This window comes from Aldersonia kunmingensis (assembly GCF_001646865.1).
In the GTDB taxonomy this organism is placed as follows: domain Bacteria; phylum Actinomycetota; class Actinomycetes; order Mycobacteriales; family Mycobacteriaceae; genus Aldersonia; species Aldersonia kunmingensis.
On the sequence record NZ_LRRB01000203.1, the window covers coordinates 1 to 15,156 of the forward strand.

General features: G+C 67.7%; 15 protein-coding genes. 9 read left to right on the forward strand and 6 right to left on the reverse strand.

Annotated features, from left to right (window positions below; all coding sequences use genetic code 11):
• Positions 1-414, forward strand: a 414-nt coding sequence (locus tag A8G08_RS15750) for a putative immunity protein (RefSeq protein WP_068275881.1), incomplete at its 5' end; no start/stop codon positions are given.
• Between the two features lie 72 nt (positions 415-486).
• On the opposite strand, the gene A8G08_RS15755 is transcribed toward A8G08_RS15750, so the two are convergent.
• The 4 genes from A8G08_RS15755 to A8G08_RS15770 form a co-directional block, all read right to left on the reverse strand.
• Positions 487-1,392, reverse strand: a complete 906-nt coding sequence (locus A8G08_RS15755; protein ID WP_068275889.1) for an amino acid ABC transporter permease — start codon at positions 1,390-1,392, stop codon at positions 487-489.
• On the reverse strand, positions 1,389-2,069 hold the full coding sequence (locus A8G08_RS15760) for an amino acid ABC transporter permease (protein ID WP_068275891.1): 681 nt from the start codon (positions 2,067-2,069) through the stop codon (positions 1,389-1,391). The genes A8G08_RS15755 and A8G08_RS15760 overlap by 4 nt, the downstream gene beginning before the upstream one ends.
• Positions 2,070-2,139: 70 nt before the next feature.
• Complete coding sequence (locus tag A8G08_RS15765) at positions 2,140-2,973, reverse strand: glutamate ABC transporter substrate-binding protein (RefSeq protein ID WP_068275894.1); 834 nt, start codon at positions 2,971-2,973, stop codon at positions 2,140-2,142.
• A gap of 67 nt (positions 2,974-3,040) precedes the next feature.
• Positions 3,041-3,769 (reverse strand): amino acid ABC transporter ATP-binding protein, encoded by a 729-nt coding sequence (locus A8G08_RS15770; protein ID WP_157108607.1) that lies wholly within the window; start codon positions 3,767-3,769, stop codon positions 3,041-3,043.
• 175 nt (positions 3,770-3,944) lie between these two features.
• Between A8G08_RS15770 and A8G08_RS15775 the strand changes: the two genes are divergently transcribed.
• The 3 genes from A8G08_RS15775 to A8G08_RS15785 all read left to right on the forward strand — a co-directional run bounded on the left by A8G08_RS15775 (position 3,945) and on the right by A8G08_RS15785 (position 7,888).
• On the forward strand, positions 3,945-5,711 hold the full coding sequence (locus A8G08_RS15775; protein ID WP_068275988.1) for a CocE/NonD family hydrolase: 1,767 nt from the start codon (positions 3,945-3,947) through the stop codon (positions 5,709-5,711).
• Positions 5,712-5,786: 75 nt separating this feature from the next.
• Positions 5,787-7,313 carry a tRNA (N6-isopentenyl adenosine(37)-C2)-methylthiotransferase MiaB gene (miaB, locus tag A8G08_RS15780; RefSeq protein ID WP_068275900.1) on the forward strand — a complete coding sequence of 509 codons (1,527 nt, stop codon included), beginning with the start codon at positions 5,787-5,789 and terminating at the stop codon, positions 7,311-7,313.
• The gene (locus A8G08_RS15785) at positions 7,310-7,888 is read left to right on the forward strand and encodes an Rv2732c family membrane protein (RefSeq protein ID WP_068275901.1); all 579 of its coding nucleotides are present in this window, start codon (positions 7,310-7,312) and stop codon (positions 7,886-7,888) included. The genes miaB and A8G08_RS15785 overlap by 4 nt, the downstream gene beginning before the upstream one ends.
• A 43-nt stretch (positions 7,889-7,931) precedes the next feature.
• Here A8G08_RS15785 and A8G08_RS15790 read toward each other — a convergent pair whose 3' ends face one another.
• The gene (locus A8G08_RS15790) at positions 7,932-9,383 is read right to left on the reverse strand and encodes a DUF349 domain-containing protein (RefSeq protein ID WP_068275905.1); all 1,452 of its coding nucleotides are present in this window, start codon (positions 9,381-9,383) and stop codon (positions 7,932-7,934) included.
• Between the two features lie 254 nt (positions 9,384-9,637).
• Between A8G08_RS15790 and A8G08_RS15795 the strand changes: the two genes are divergently transcribed.
• The 5 genes from A8G08_RS15795 to A8G08_RS15815 all read left to right on the forward strand — a co-directional run bounded on the left by A8G08_RS15795 (position 9,638) and on the right by A8G08_RS15815 (position 14,866).
• Complete coding sequence (locus A8G08_RS15795) at positions 9,638-10,354, forward strand: class III extradiol ring-cleavage dioxygenase family protein (RefSeq protein WP_068275908.1); 717 nt, start codon at positions 9,638-9,640, stop codon at positions 10,352-10,354.
• Positions 10,342-11,250, forward strand: coding sequence for a tRNA (adenosine(37)-N6)-dimethylallyltransferase MiaA (gene miaA / locus A8G08_RS15800; RefSeq protein WP_068275911.1), 909 nt, complete (start codon positions 10,342-10,344; stop codon positions 11,248-11,250). Before A8G08_RS15795 ends, miaA begins: the two co-directional genes overlap by 13 nt.
• Positions 11,251-11,375: 125 nt before the next feature.
• Positions 11,376-12,251, forward strand: coding sequence for a diaminopimelate epimerase (gene dapF, locus A8G08_RS15805; RefSeq protein ID WP_068275914.1), 876 nt, complete (start codon positions 11,376-11,378; stop codon positions 12,249-12,251).
• Positions 12,252-12,314: 63 nt separating this feature from the next.
• Complete coding sequence (hflX, locus tag A8G08_RS15810; protein ID WP_084436348.1) at positions 12,315-13,835, forward strand: GTPase HflX; 1,521 nt, start codon at positions 12,315-12,317, stop codon at positions 13,833-13,835.
• 158 nt (positions 13,836-13,993) lie between these two features.
• Positions 13,994-14,866, forward strand: a complete 873-nt coding sequence (locus A8G08_RS15815) for a hypothetical protein (RefSeq protein ID WP_245672849.1) — start codon at positions 13,994-13,996, stop codon at positions 14,864-14,866.
• Between the two features lie 8 nt (positions 14,867-14,874).
• On the opposite strand, the gene A8G08_RS15820 is transcribed toward A8G08_RS15815, so the two are convergent.
• Entirely contained in the window at positions 14,875-15,132 is a 258-nt protein-coding gene (locus tag A8G08_RS15820) for an HPr family phosphocarrier protein (protein ID WP_068275919.1), read from the reverse strand.
• Positions 15,133-15,156: the final 24 nt, after the last annotated feature.

Below are 15,156 nucleotides of genomic sequence, written 5' to 3' on the forward strand. Positions count from 1 at the left end.
CCCCGCGCTGCGATCGCCTCCGCATGGGAGTTCGTGAACGGCGCGAAAAGGACCAAGCTGCAGCGCATCACCTCGCTCGACGCGCACCGAGCTGCCAAGGATACACCGACCGAGGCGTCACGGCTGGCCGCGCGCTGTGCCGGCGATGCAGCTTCTGCCGCCTACTTGCACCCGATTGCGAAAGCCCACCAGGTCGGCCACATTCTGCGGGCAGCCGCGAGCGCGGCCCGGATTGCGGAACTGAACGCAGCCGACGACCCCGCGGTTGGTGCGAGAGAGATCGAGCGCGCTCGACTGCGCGCGACACCGGTGCTCGTCGATGTTCTCCGTCGCTACCCACCCGCGCTCAGCGGCAGAAGCCGTGTCGCACAGTTGATGACCGCGCTGGATACCTCGCTGCGCGCATCGGGATGAGCGCGCACTTTTGCAGCGAGCGCGCATGCCTGGGCGTGCGCGGTGACCTGAAATGGTACGCACTGGCCGCGACTACTTCTGGGCGAGATCGATACCGGGTGCCCCGGTGCCGGGGACACCGGTCACCTCGACCTTGAGCACGTCGCCCTCGCCGCGCCGACGGCGTGTCCGGCGCAGTCGGGCCTCGAGGGTTGTCGCGACGTAGCTGAGCGTGGAGTTCAGCACAATCATGATCGCGGCGACCACGAGCAATGCCGGGAGGTAGTTGCCGTAGTACGAGCCGAGTTGCTGGCCGGAGCGCACCACTTCGATGTAGCCGATGAGGTAGCCGAGGGCCGAGTCCTTCAGTGCGACAACCATCTGCGAGACGATCGCCGGCAACATCGCGGTTATCGCCTGGGGGAGTAAGACCTCCCGCATCATCTGGCCCTTGCGCATACCAAGCGCCTGGGCCGCCTCCGCCTGCCCCTTGGGTAGCGAGCGGATCCCGGCGCGCACGATCTCGGCGATCACCGAGCCGTTGTAGAGGGTCAAGCCCGTCACCACAGCGGCGAGTGCGAGGTCCTTCGACTTGAAGACGTTGTACTCGGCATAGATCTGATACGTGAAGATCATCAGGATCAGCACCGGAATGGCGCGGAAGATCTCGACGAACGTGCCGGACACGGCTCGGACGCTGCGATGGCCGGAGAGTCGGCCGATGCCGAGGATCGACCCCAGGATGAGCGCGAGCACGATCGAGAGCGCCGCGGCGATCAAGGTGCCCTTGATGCCGGGCAGCAGATACGTGGTCCACGAAGAGGATTCGAGGAACGGGTCCCACTTCTCGGAAGTGAGCTGGCCGTTGTCATCGAGTGCCCGGTACACCAGCCAGGCAACAGCGAGGAGCACAATCGCGACGACCACTGACAGCACGTTGTTGCGGATTCGCGCCCGGGGTCCGGGCGCGTCGTAGAGGACCGTGGCCTTGGCGCTCATTGGGCCACCCGGTATCGCTGGCTGAGCCAACCGAATAGATAGCCCATCGGCAGGGTGAGGCACACGAACCCGGCGGCGAAGATCCCGCCGACCGCGAAGATCGCCGCCTCGTTCTCGATCATGGTCTTCATGAGCAGCGAGGCCTCGGCGACACCGATCACCGACGCGATCGTGGTGTTTTTGGTGAGCGCGATGAGCACGCTACCCAGCGGGGCGATCACCGCACGAAATGCCTGCGGCAGCACGATGAGTCGCAAGTTCTGGAAGAACGTCAGGCCCAGCGAGCGACCCGCCTCGGCCTGACCGACCGGGACCGTGTTGATGCCGGAGCGCAGCGACTCACATACGAAGGCCGCGGTGTAGACGCTCAGGCCGAGCACGGCGAGGCGGAAGTTGTTGTCCACCAGGAACGTGGGCGAATCCTCCCGCGCGAGGTTGACGTGCAGGGTCTGCGAGAGCACGAACAGGCAGAAGATGATGATCAGGGTGAGCGGGGTATTGCGGAACACGGTCACGTACGCCGCGCCGATCCAGCGTGCCACCGGTATAGGCGACACCCGCATCCCGGCCAGGATGGTGCCGATGATCAAAGCGCAGATCGCCGAAGCGGCAGTCAACTTGATCGTGATCCAGAACGCATCGATCAGTTGATCGTCGTACTTCGAGAGCAGATCCACCCATTCCCTCCTCGCTTGCCCTCACGCACGCCGGGTGGGGCGGTGTGCCCGCCCCACCCGGTCGTGGTTGTCAGTACCGGTCGACCTGCGGTGGCGCCGGCATCGGGTAGCCCGACGGCCCGATGGTGGACTCGAACGCCTCGTTCCACGCGCCGGACGCGATCATTTCTTCGATCGCGTCGTTGATCTTGTTGCGGGTTTCGGTGTCGCCCTTGGCAAGTCCGATGCCGTAGTTCTCGGTGGAGAACGTGTCACCCACGACCTTGAGCTGGCCCGGGTACTGCGCGGCGTAGCCGGCGAGGATGACCGCGTCGGTGGTGACCGCGTCGATCGCACCGTTCCGCAGCGCTTCGACGCACGCCGAGTAGGTGTCGAACTCCTGCAGCTGCACGTCCTGTGCGTACTTCTCCTTCACCCGCTGCGCCGGTGTGGAACCCGTCACCGAGCAGAGCTTCTTGCCACCATTGAGCGACTCGGGTCCGGTGATATCGGTGTTGTCCGCACGCACCAGCAGCGACTGGCCCGTCGTCAGGTACGGCCCCGCGAAATCGACCTTCTCCTTGCGGGCGTCGGTGATCGAGTAGGTCGCGACCACATAGTCGACCTCGCCGTTCTCGATGAGCGTTTCGCGTTGCGCGGAAGGGGATTCCTTCCAGGTGATGCCGTCGGGCTGCACGCCGAGCTTGTCCGCGACGTACTTGGCGACCTCGACATCGAAGCCGCTGTACGTGCCGTCGGGATTGCGCTGCCCGAGCCCGGGCTGGTCGAACTTGATGCCGACCGTCAGCGTCCCTCCCTGGGCGCTTTCGCTTGCGCTCTTTTCCTCGTCACCGCCACACGCCGTGGCAACGAATGCGAGTGCAGCAACGACGACACCGACACGTGCCGCGCGGTTCATCCTCATCGGATCCCTCCATACCTGTCGACAAACACGGGGCTCGAGGCGCTGCGCCGACGGGCGCAGCGCGTGGTCAGTGGCTGAGGATCTTCCCGAGGAAGTCCTTGGCGCGCGTGGACGCCGGGTTGGTGAAAAACGTGTCCGGGTCGGTGTCTTCGACGATTTGGCCGTCGGACATGAACAGCACGCGGTTCCCCGCCTTGCGGGCGAAACCCATTTCGTGGGTGACCACGAGCATCGTCATCCCGTCGCGGGCCAGCGCAACCATCACGTCGAGCACCTCGTTGACCATCTCCGGGTCGAGTGCGGACGTGGGCTCGTCGAAGAGCATCACCTTGGGGTTCATCGCGAGTGCGCGCGCAATGGCGACGCGCTGTTGCTGGCCACCCGACAGTTGCGCCGGAAACTTCTCGGCTTGATCGGCGATGCCGACGCGGTCGAGAAGTTCGAGCGCGCGGGTGCGGGCGTCGTCCTTCTTGACCTTGCGGACCTTGGTTGGCGCGAGCATGACGTTCTGCAGGATCGTCTTGTGCGCGAACAGATTGAACGACTGGAACACCATGCCGACGTCCGCGCGTAGGGCCGCGAGCGCCTTGCCCTCGGCGGGCAGCACCAGTCCGTCGATCGCGATGGTGCCCTCGTCGATCGGTTCGAGGCGGTTGATCGTGCGGCACAGCGTCGACTTGCCGGACCCGGACGGTCCGATCACGATCACGACCTGGCCGCGCGGGATCTCGATATCGATATCGCGCAACACGTGAAGGTCGCCGAAGTGCTTCTGCACGCCGTGCATGGCGATCATCGGGTGCTCGGGTCGGTGCGCTGGCTCCGCTCCTGAGGGGCGTTCGGCGGCGGCGTCAGCGTCGTCGACGTGCGTCATAGCCATTGACTCTAGGCCGATTCGCGCCATTTGCCGCGTGGAGCGTCGTTTCCCGTCGTAGCGTGCGGCATACACGGTTCTCTGCAAGGCGGTGGCGATGAGACGAGGTTGGCTCGCGACACTCCTGGCGGTGATCGCGGTGGTCTTCTCCTCGGGTGCCGTCGCCACGGCCGGTCCGAGCGGCTACACCAGCGAACTCCTTCATTTCTCGGTGCGGGTCGGCCCAAACGCGCAGCAGTGCACGATCATCGGAGAACTGTTCGTCCCCGACAGTGCCAGTCCGACGGCGCGCGTTCCCACGGTACTCACCACCCACGGCTTCGGGCAGTCCTACGAGGTACAGGTGCCCACGGCCAAGTGGTTGGCCAGTCACGGCTACGTGTCGCTGGCCTACTCCGGACTGGGATTCGGTGGTTCGACGTGCAAGGTGTCCCTCGACGATCGCGACTACGACGGCGTCGCCGCAGCCCAACTGGTGAGCTTCCTCGGCGGCGCCGGCGGTATCGCGTTCACCGATCCGGGGCTCACGAGTCCGCGCGCGCCGCTCGACGTGGTCGTGCACGATTCGACCGACCACGTCGGTCGGCCGTCGGTCAACGACCCGCGGGTCGGCATGGTCGGCGGGTCCTACGGTGGCGGGGTTCAATTGGGCGCGGCGGCCGTCGACCCGCGCATCGACACCATCGTGCCGCTCATCACGTGGAACGACCTTTCCTACTCGCTCACCCCGAATGGCACGTCCACGATTACCGGCGTCACGACGGCGGTGCCCGGCGCGGCGAAGGTTCTGTTCTCGACTTTGCTGTTCGGCCTCGGCGTGACCAATCCCGGGACCAAGGGGTATATCGCGGATCCGGCGCGTGCCGTGGGCTGCCCCAACTACCGCGACTACATGTGTCCGGCGATCGCGGAGTCGGTGACCATCGGCGAGCCGTCGCCGTCCGTCACCGCCCATTTGCGGCACGCCTCGGTCGCGACCTTCCTCGACGACATTCACGTCCCCGTACTGCTCGGGCAGGGGGAGCAGGACACCCTGTTCACGCTCAACGAGGCGGTGGCGACCTACCAGGGACTGAAATCCCGTGGCGTTCCGGTGAAGATGATCTGGCATTCGTGGGGGCACAGTCACATCGAACCGGCGCCCGGTGAATTCGACCCCAAGGCACCGGATCCCGTGGCGCAGTACGAAACCGGCCGGATCCTGGACTGGTTCGATCACTATCTGAAGAACGACGCCAACGCGAGCACCGGGCCGGAATTCGCGTACTTCCAGCCCTGGGTGTCCTACTCGGGCAATGCGCGACCGGCCTACGGCACCTCCACTTCGTTCCCGGTCGGCGCGAGGTCGGACTTATTCCTCTCGGGCGATGCCCGGCTCGTGGGCGATCCGGCGAGCGCACGGCCCGGGTCCGCGGTGCTGTACACCATCCCTGGCGGGCTACCGAACGGCGCCGCGCCGCCGAACATCGACCCGACTGCCAAGGTGGCGGCCACCGACATTCCGGGCACCGCACTGGCCTGGACCACGCCACCCCTTGCCGCACCGCTCGACGTCGCGGGCATCCCGACGCTGCGGCTGCGGGTGGATGCGCCCGGCCGCCCGGTCATCTTCGTCAAGGTCTACGACGTCGACCCGAACGGGGTCGCGACTCTGATCAACGGGCTGGTGCAGCCGGTGCGGATCACCAACCCGGCAGCGCCGGTCGAGATCGCGTTGCCCGGTTTCGTGCACCGTTTCGCGCCTGGGCATTCGCTACGGCTCGCCGTCACCAGCGGCGACGTCAGCTTCCGCGGCGGGCTCGAAGCGATGCCGGTGACCGTGCACGCAGACGGATCTGTGCTCACACTCCCAGTCGTCGGATAGGCCGGGACGGCGGCTCTGCGTAGGGTGCTTACCCGCGATTCCAGGATGCGCACCCCCGCGCCGTACCCTGGAGCTGTGGAAACGATCGACCGGGTGACCCGCAGCTACGAGGTGCGAACCTACGGCTGCCAGATGAACGTGCACGATTCCGAGCGGCTGTCGGGCCTGCTCGAGGACGCCGGCTATACGCCCGCAGCACCCGGTGCGACTCCGGATCTGGTCGTTTTCAACACCTGCGCGGTGCGCGAGAACGCCGACAACAAGCTCTACGGGAACCTCAGCCATCTCGCTCCGGTGAAGGCCTCGACGCCCGGTATGCAGATTGCCGTCGGCGGCTGTCTGGCGCAGAAGGACCGCTCCACCGTGGTCAAGAAGGCGCCCTGGGTGGACGTCGTGTTCGGCACGCACAACATCGGTTCGCTGCCCGCGCTGCTCGATCGTGCACGGCACAACGAGCAGGCCCAGGTTGAGATCCTCGAGTCGCTCGAGGCGTTCCCTTCTACGCTTCCAGCCAAGCGCGACTCGGCCTACTCGGGCTGGGTTTCCATCTCGGTCGGGTGCAACAACACCTGCACGTTCTGCATCGTGCCGTCGCTGCGCGGCAAGGAGGTGGACCGCCGCCCGGGCGACGTGCTCGCCGAGGTGCAGGCACTGGTGAACGAGGGCGTGCTCGAAGTGACGCTGCTCGGCCAGAACGTCAACTCCTACGGCGCGAACTTCGCCGACCCTGAACTCGACCGCAACCGCGGCGCGTTCGCCGAACTGCTCGCGGCGTGCGGAAAGATCGACGGGCTCGAGCGCGTCCGGTTCACCTCTCCGCATCCCGCCGAATTCACAGATGACGTGATCGACGCGATGGCCATCACGCCGAACGTGTGCCCGCAGCTGCACATGCCGCTGCAGTCCGGCTCGGACCGTGTGCTCAAGGCCATGCGCCGCTCGTACCGGAAGGCCCGATTCCTCGGGATCATCGAGAAGGTGCGCGAGGCCATGCCGCACGCCGCGATCACGACCGACATCATCGTCGGCTTCCCGGGCGAGACCGAGGAGGACTTCCTCGAGACCCTCGACGTGGTTCGCCAGGCCCGGTTCTCGAGCGCGTTCACATTCCAGTACTCCAAGCGCCCAGGCACACCGGCGGCCGAGCTCGACGACCAGATCCCGAAGCACATCGTGCAGGAGCGCTACGACCGGCTGATCGCGCTGCAGGAGGAGATTTCGCTCGACGAGAACCGCAAGCTCGTCGGCACCGAGGTCGAACTCCTCGTCGCGGAGGGCGCGGGCCGCAAGAACGCCGCAACTGCGCGGATGAGCGGCCGGGCCCGTGACGGACGGCTCGTGCACTTCCGCCCCGCACCCGATGCGGCAATCCGGCCCGGCGATGTCATCACCGTCGACATCACCGACGCGGCGCCGCATCACCTCATTGCTGACGGCGAGGTCCGGACGCACCGGCGCACTGCCGCGGGCGATGCGCACGAACGCGGGATCACCCCGAAGACACCACCGATCGGAGATGTACCGAACGTGACCGGCCTCGGACTGCCCAGCATTGGTGCGCCCATCGCGGTGCCCGTGGCGACGAGCGGGTGCTGCGAATGAGCGAGCAGCCCGCCAGCGAACAGCCCTACGAGGACCTTCGCCGCGACGTCGATGCGGTCGAGAAGAAGATGGCCGGCGAGATCGACCCCGGTGCGCGTGCCGTCGTCGTCGCGGTCCTCGTGTTCGCGGTCCTCGGCGCGATCGCGCTGCCGCACACCGGGCATGCGCACGGCTTCGACGTCCTGGCGGGGAATGACATCGCCCTTTCCGAATCCATTCAGCTGCCCTCGCGGCTGTTCGCGTGGTTCTCCCTGGTGTTCGCGGTGGGCTTCTCGATGCTCGCGCTGCTCACCCGCCGTTGGGTCTTCGCGTGGATCGCCCTGGCCGGCTCGGCCGTCGCGTCCGTGCTCGGCATGCTCGCCATCTGGACGCGGCAGACACTCGCACCGAACCTGCCCGGCGCCGGACCCGGTATCGGCCTGGTCATCGGTTGGATCGCGGTGATGGTGCTGACGTTCCACTGGCTGCGCGTGGTGTGGAGTCGCACCGCGGTTCAGCTCGCAGCCGAGGAACAGCGCCGGCTCGCCGCCGCCGAAGAGGAGCGCCGCCAGCAGGAGTGGCGCCAGAAGGGCTGAGCCCGGGTTTCCCCGGTCGGCCCAGCCCACCCAGCTTCAGGCGTCAGCGGTTGCTGACTGCCCCCTCCGCTGCCTCGGCCCACTCACGCCACTGCTTGGCCTGCTCACGGGCCTGTTCGGCGTCCCGGGTCTTGCCTGCGGCCTCGGCCTTCGCGGCCTGTTCCTCGAACGCCGCGACCCGCTCACGGAACTGAGCGGCACGGGCGAGTGCCTCCGGGTCGCTGCGCCGCCACTGTGAGTCGGCGGCATCGCGCACGCGCTTCTCGATCGCGCGCAGCCGGCCCTCGAGATCGTGCATGCGTTCCCGCGGGACCTTGCCGATCTCTTCCCACTTCTCCTGCAGGTCGCGCAGGGCGGCGCGGGCGGCGTCGATGTCCTGCGACGGGTCGATCCGCTCGCCGTTCTCGAGCAGCTTCTCCTTCGCCTTGGCGTGCTCCTCGAACTCCGCGTCCCGCTCGGACGATGCCGCGTTGCGAGCCGCGAAGAAGACGTCCTGCGCGCCCTTGAACCGGCGCCACAGTGCGTCGTCGGCCTCGCGAGGCGCGCGTCCGGCGGCCTTCCACTCACCGAGCAAGTCGCGGAAGGTTGCCGCCGTAGCAGCCCATTCGGTGGAGCTGGACAGCTCCTCGGCGCGGACGCACAGCTCTTCCTTGCGGACCTTCGCGGCGGCGCGCTCGCGGTCGAGTTCGGCGAAATGGGCGCCACGACGCCGGTTGAAGCCCTCACGTGCCTTCGAGTAGCGCTTCCACAGGGCATCGTCCACCTTGCGGTCGACGCCCTTGATCGTCTTCCACTCGTCGAGGATTTCGCGCAGCCGATCACCGGCTGCCTTCCACTGCGTGGATTCGGTGGCGATCTGCTCGGCCTCGGCTGCGAGGTGTTCCTTGCGCGCGGTCTGTTCGGTGCGGAACTTGTCCCGCTCCTCCTTGGCCGCGGCCGCGGCCTCGTCCGAGTGCTCGATGATGGCCTGCAGCCGAACCGCGAGCCCGTCGACGTCCCCGATCACCGCAGCGGTCGGCAGTGATTCGGCGAGTGCCTGGGCGGCGGCCTTCGTCTTGCGGGCGTCCCCGACGTGAGTCGCGAGCCGGCCCTCGAGCAACGCGACCTCGGTGGCGAGATCGTCGAAACGGCGTCCGAAGTGCGCCAAACCCTCCGCCGCGTCGCCGGCCTGCCATGACCCGACCTGCCGCTCACCCTCCGCGGTGCGGACCCACGCGGTGCCGTCCTCGTCGACCCGGCCGAACTTGCTGGGGTCGCTCGCGACAGGCAGGTGGGCCAGCGTCGGGTCGTGGGCGTGCGCATGCGGGATCGGATGCGGCTTGTCCGACTCTTCTTCGCGCACGACCGGCCCGGGAGCGGGGCGCGCGCCGGCACTATTGCCGGGACGAGGGCCATTCGCGCTGGGTACCGGTCTGGGCGCTCCGGGCTTGGGTGCCGAAGGTTTCGGTGCGTCCGTCTCGGTGGCGGTGGGATCGGTTCCGTTGCTCTCGGTCATGGCTCCTCGTCTCTGCCGCGCGGCACGGCTGCCTGTCAGCGTTGGTCGGAGCGCGTCACTTTTGCGGACGCGACCCTTGTCGCATCGTGGAGAACGACCCGCCGTCGCTCCGCGACCCCGACTCTTGCGGTCCTGCTCGATCCTATTGAACCTGCTCCGAGCAATTCATTCCATTGAAACGGGCATAAGCGGGTGCTGGCTCCGCCGGGCGGGCGGGCGCGAGGTGAACGCGCGACGCTACTAGCGTTGGCGATGTGTTGACCGCTGCGGCTCTCGTGCCTTCGCCTCCGATCGTCGTTCCCGAGCTCAACGGTGCCGATGCGAGCGAGTCCGAGCCGCTGCGCGCGGCCGCTCTCGCCGCGGTTGCCACCCTTGGCTCCCTGGCCTCGCGCTGGACTGTGATCGGTGTCGGCGATACCGAGTGCGAACTGGCCGAGAACGCGGTGGGCACGTTCCGGGGCTTCGGCGCCGACGTGCGTGCCGGGCTGGCAGCGGCCGCGACCGGCGCCGCTGATCCGATGCTGCCGCTGGCCGCACTCGTCGCGGGTTGGTTGCGCGAGCACGCGGCGCCGCAGGTCACCGCCACGGCGCGGATCGTGGCCGCCGACACCTCGCCGGTGTACTGCACCGAACTCGGCCGCAAACTGCGCGCAGAAATGGACCGTGACGAGACCGCCCACGGCCTGCTGGTGGTCGCCGACGGCGCCAACACCCTGACCCTGAAGGCGCCGGGTTCCTTCGATCCGCGTGCGGGCGAGGCCCAGACCGAACTGGACGATGCGATCGCGGCTGGTGATCCGTCGGGACTTGCCGGCCTGGACCCGGTGGTGTGCGCGGAGCTCGGGATCGGGGGGCGGGCCGCCTACCAGGTGCTCGCGGGGGTGTTCGAGACACCGCCCGCGCGGGTGGAGAGCCGGTACCGGGACGCTCCGTTCGGCGTCGGCTACCACGTGGCCGTGTGGTTCCCGTGACGCGTCCCATCGCTGTCGTCGGCCCAACTGCCACCGGCAAATCCGACCTCGGTCTCGATCTGGCGGAACGGCTCGGCGGCGAAATCGTGAACATCGACGCGATGCAGCAGTACCGCGGCATGGATATCGGCACCGCCAAGCTGCATGCCGAGGACCGCCGCGGCATCGCGCATCACCAGCTCGACGTGCTCGACGTGACCGAGACGGCCACCGTTGCGCGCTACCAGGCGGCCGCGGTCGCCGATGTCGAGGCGATCCGCGCCCGCGGCGCGGTGCCGGTGATCGTCGGCGGATCGATGATGTACGTGCAGGCGCTCCTCGACGAATGGGCGATTCCGGACACCGATCCGTCGGTGCGGGCGAAATGGGAGGCGGTCCTCGCCGAGGGCGGTGTCGCCGCCGTGCACGAGGCGCTGCGTGCCGTCGATCCGCAGGCCGCAGCCACGATCCTGCCCACCGATGGACGGCGCATGGTGCGTGCGCTCGAGGTTGTCGAGATCACCGGTGCGCCCTTCGCGGCATCGGCACCGCAGATCGGTACGCCGCGCTGGGACACGATCATCGTCGGTGTCGACCGGGAGACCGAGGAACTCGACGAGCGGATCCGGTTGCGCACCGAGCTGATGTTCGAAACCGGCCTCGTCGACGAGGTCACCGCGCTGACCGAACAGGGGTTGCGTGCGGGTGTCACCGCGCGCCAAGCCATCGGATACGCGCAGACCCTGGCGTATCTCGACGGCGAGTACGACCTCGCGGAGGCGCAGGAACGGACCTTCATCGGCACCCGGCGTTATGTGCGCCGGCAGCGATCGTGGTTCCGGCGTGACAAGCGGGTCTGTTGGGTGGACGCGGCGCGGCCGGACCTTACCGAGCACGTGCTGACCCTCACGGGCTAGCGCTTCGCGGCGGCAATACTTGTTCGTGGGCGCGAAACTTTGCCCCCATTTACACAACTTGACTCGTTTGGGAGTCGGTCGGCCGCGCGAACAGCGGGTTCGCCGCCGCTCATTAGACTCGAATCATGGAGTTCAGCAAGGGCCACGGCACGCAGAACGATTTCGTGGTGCTGCCCGACGAGGACGTGCGGCTCGACCTGCGCCCCGACGCCATCGCCGCGCTGTGCGACCGGCAGCGCGGTCTGGGCGCCGACGGTGTGCTGCGGGTTGCGAGGGCCGGTGCGCTGCGCGATGCCGGTGTCCTCACCGAACTCCCGGACGGCACTGCCGCGGACGACTGGTTCATGGACTACCGCAATGCCGACGGCTCGATCGCGGAGATGTGCGGAAACGGTGTACGCGTCTTCGCTCATTACCTCGCCGCGAGCGGGCTCGAATCGCGATCGGATTATGTGGTCGGCTCGCGGGCGGGCGCCCGGCCGGTCATCGTCCACTCGGTCGATGGTTACCGCGCAGACGTGAGCGTGGACATGGGCGTTGTGCGCGAGCTCGGCACCTCGACCGCGACGGTCAACGGGCGAGTGTTCACCGGTCTCGGTATCGACGTCGGCAATCCACACCTGGCGTGCGTCGAGCCGCAACTCTCTGCAACGACCCTCGCCGAGCTGGACCTGACCGTGGCGCCCGGATACGACCCTGCGCTGTTCCCGTCGGGAGTGAACGTCGAGCTGCTCACGCCGCTCGCGGACGGTGCCGTTGACATGCGCGTTTACGAGCGCGGGGTAGGCGAGACCCGCTCCTGCGGCACCGGCACCGTCGCGGCCGCGGCGGCCGCGGTTCGCTACAACGGCGGAGAACAGGACGGCAGCCAGGTCACCGTGCGGATCCCGGGCGGCGCGGTCACCGTCCGGTTCGCCGATGGGCGGGCGTTTCTGCGCGGCCCGTCGGAGCTCGTCGCGACCGGCCGGATCGACGAGCGCTGGTGGCGCGAGCTGGGCTGACGGCGCCCACCTCGAAATAACCCGATGCGGGTGCCCGCCGGCTCGTGGGACCATGGAGCCTGTATGACGAAACCAGAGAGCGCCGACTCGTTCGGCGCAGAAGAAGACGAATCGGACTGGACGGACGAACCGCAGCGCGGTGGTGTCGAGTCCATTAGAGATGGCGGGGGACGGCGCTGGTCGGTTGACCGCGATTCCTCCGATCCCACAACCGGTGACCTGCAGCTCGAGGAGCGCAGCGCACTGCGCCGCGTCGCGGGTCTGTCCACCGAGCTCACCGATGTCACCGAGGTCGAATACCGGCAGCTGCGACTGGAGCGTGTCGTCCTCGTCGGTGTGTGGACCGAGGGAACGGCCGCCCAGGTCGACGCCAGTCTCGCCGAACTCGCGGCGCTGGCCGAGACGGCCGGGTCCGAGGTGCTCGAGGGCCTGATCCAGCGGCGCGACCGGCCTGACGCCGCTACCTACATTGGCTCGGGCAAGGCCGAGGAACTGCGCGAGGTCGTGCTCTCGACCGGCGCCGACACGGTGATCTGCGACGGTGAACTGACGCCTGCCCAGCTGACAGCGCTGGAAAAGATCGTCAAGGTCAAGGTGATCGACCGCACCGCGCTGATCCTGGATATTTTTGCTCAGCACGCCACGTCCCGAGAGGGTAAGGCGCAGGTCTCGCTCGCGCAGATGGAATACATGCTCCCGCGACTGCGCGGCTGGGGTGAGTCGATGTCCCGGCAGGCCGGTGGCCGTGCGGGCTCCAACGGCGGTGTGGGCCTGCGTGGTCCGGGTGAGACCAAGATCGAGACCGACCGGCGCCGGATCCGCGAGCGGATGGCCAAGCTGCGTCGCGAGATCAAGGAGATGAAGACCGCCCGAGACACCAAACGCACACGCCGGCAGCGTAATTCGGTGCCATCTGTCGCGATTGTCGGATACACCAATGCCGGCAAATCGAGCCTGCTCAATGCGCTCACAGGAGCCGGTGTGCTGGTGCAGGACGCGCTGTTCGCGACCCTGGACCCGACCACGCGGCGCGCCGAACTGCCCGACGGCCGCGGCTTCGTGCTCACCGACACGGTCGGTTTCGTGCGGCATCTGCCCACCCAACTCGTCGAGGCATTCCGCTCGACGCTCGAGGAAGTCACCGACGCCGACCTGCTGCTGCACGTCGTGGACGGCTCGGATCCGTTCCCGGCCGGGCAGATCAAGGCCGTGCGCGAGGTGATCACCGACGTGCTGCGCGAAACCGATTCGCCCGCACCGCCGGAACTGATCGTGGTCAACAAGATCGACGCCGCCGACCCGGTGATGCTCACCGAATTGCGCGGCACGCTGCGCGGGGCCGTGTTCGTGTCCGCGCGCACCGGTGAGGGCGTCGCCGAGTTGCGCGATCGGCTCGCCGAAATGCTCGGTGGTCTCGACGTTGAGGTGAGCGTCCTGCTGCCCTACAGCCGTGGGGATCTGGTCGCCCGCATCCATTCGGACGGAACGATTCTGCAGTCCTCGCACGAGGCTGAAGGCACCGCTATGCAGGCGCGAGTGCCCAAGGCGCTTGCGTCGGCGCTGCTCGAGTACGCGCGCGGCTGAGGGTGCGCAGAATCGTTGCGGCGCTACTTGGCGCCGCTGCCGTAGCCGCATCGGCGGGGCCGGCCGTTGCCCAGCCGCCGACGACGTCCGTCGCGGGTCCGAGTGATTTCGAAGTCTATTGTCAGCCAACCGATCCCGGGCTGAACGAGCTCTCCGGTATGGCGTACCTGAACGACACACTCTACGCCATCGGGGACAGTGGCACGGATGACAAGATGGCCGAGCTCGACGCGAATTGTGCAGTGCAGCGATGGATTCCGGTTCCGGTCGATCCATACGACATCGAGGACATGTCGGCCTATGGCGACTCGATCTGGCTGTCCGACACCGGCGACAACCTCCGCCGGCGCGACACCGTCGCGTTGACTCGTCTCGACCCCTCGAGCGGGGCGGGGGAGTTGTACCGACTGACCTATCCGGATGGTCCGCACGATGCCGAGTCGCTCATTGTCGAGCCGGGCGGGCGCCCGGTGATCATCACCAAGGAGTTCTCCGGAAACTCGGGCGTCTATGTGCCCGATGCCGATACGGCTGCCGACAAGTTGCCGACCCCCGGCCCGTCCGGATTGCGCCGGGTGGGCGCGCTGAACCTCAACACCGCGGCCGGTGTTCCGGTTCCCGGTGAACTGGTGACCGGCGCCGCGCTCAGTGCCGACGGCCGGGCGGCCGCGGTGCGCACGTATTCGCAGGTGTATCTCTACCCGGTGCGCGATGGTGACGTCGCGGCCGCGCTCACCAACGAAACCCCGGTGGTGGTTACCGCGCCGAAGCAACCGCAGGGCGAGAGTGTGGAATTCACCGTGCCGGGCGATCTGATCGTCGCCTCCGAGACCGGCGGTGAGCTACGGCCGCTGCCGCCGATTCTCGTGCTGAGCGACGCCGCAAACCTGGTGGCCCCGTCCGACACAGCCGAGAACCCGATTGAGGCTCCTGGGTCCAGCGCCACCTGGTGGTGGGTGGGCGGGGCGGCAGTCCTCATCGGGCTCACGGTGCTGGGTGTCGGTGCCATCGCACGGCGACGGCGGCGCTAGCTAGCGCGTCAGGCGTCGAGGTCCTCGGCGACCAGCTTCGCGATCTTGTCCAGCGTGGCCTGATCGTCGGCAGTTACCGTGACCTCGGTGCCCACGGTCGCGCCGAGGGTCATGATCAGTAGCGCGGATCCGGCGTCGACCGGTTCGTCTCCACCGACCGAGAGGAACACCGGGACACCGGATTCGGTGACGGCGTCGGCGATGATCGCGGCGGGACGGGCGTGCAGGCCGATCGAGGATCCGACGACGACGTTGGTGCTTGGCATTGCTACTCCTTGTGTTCGTAAATG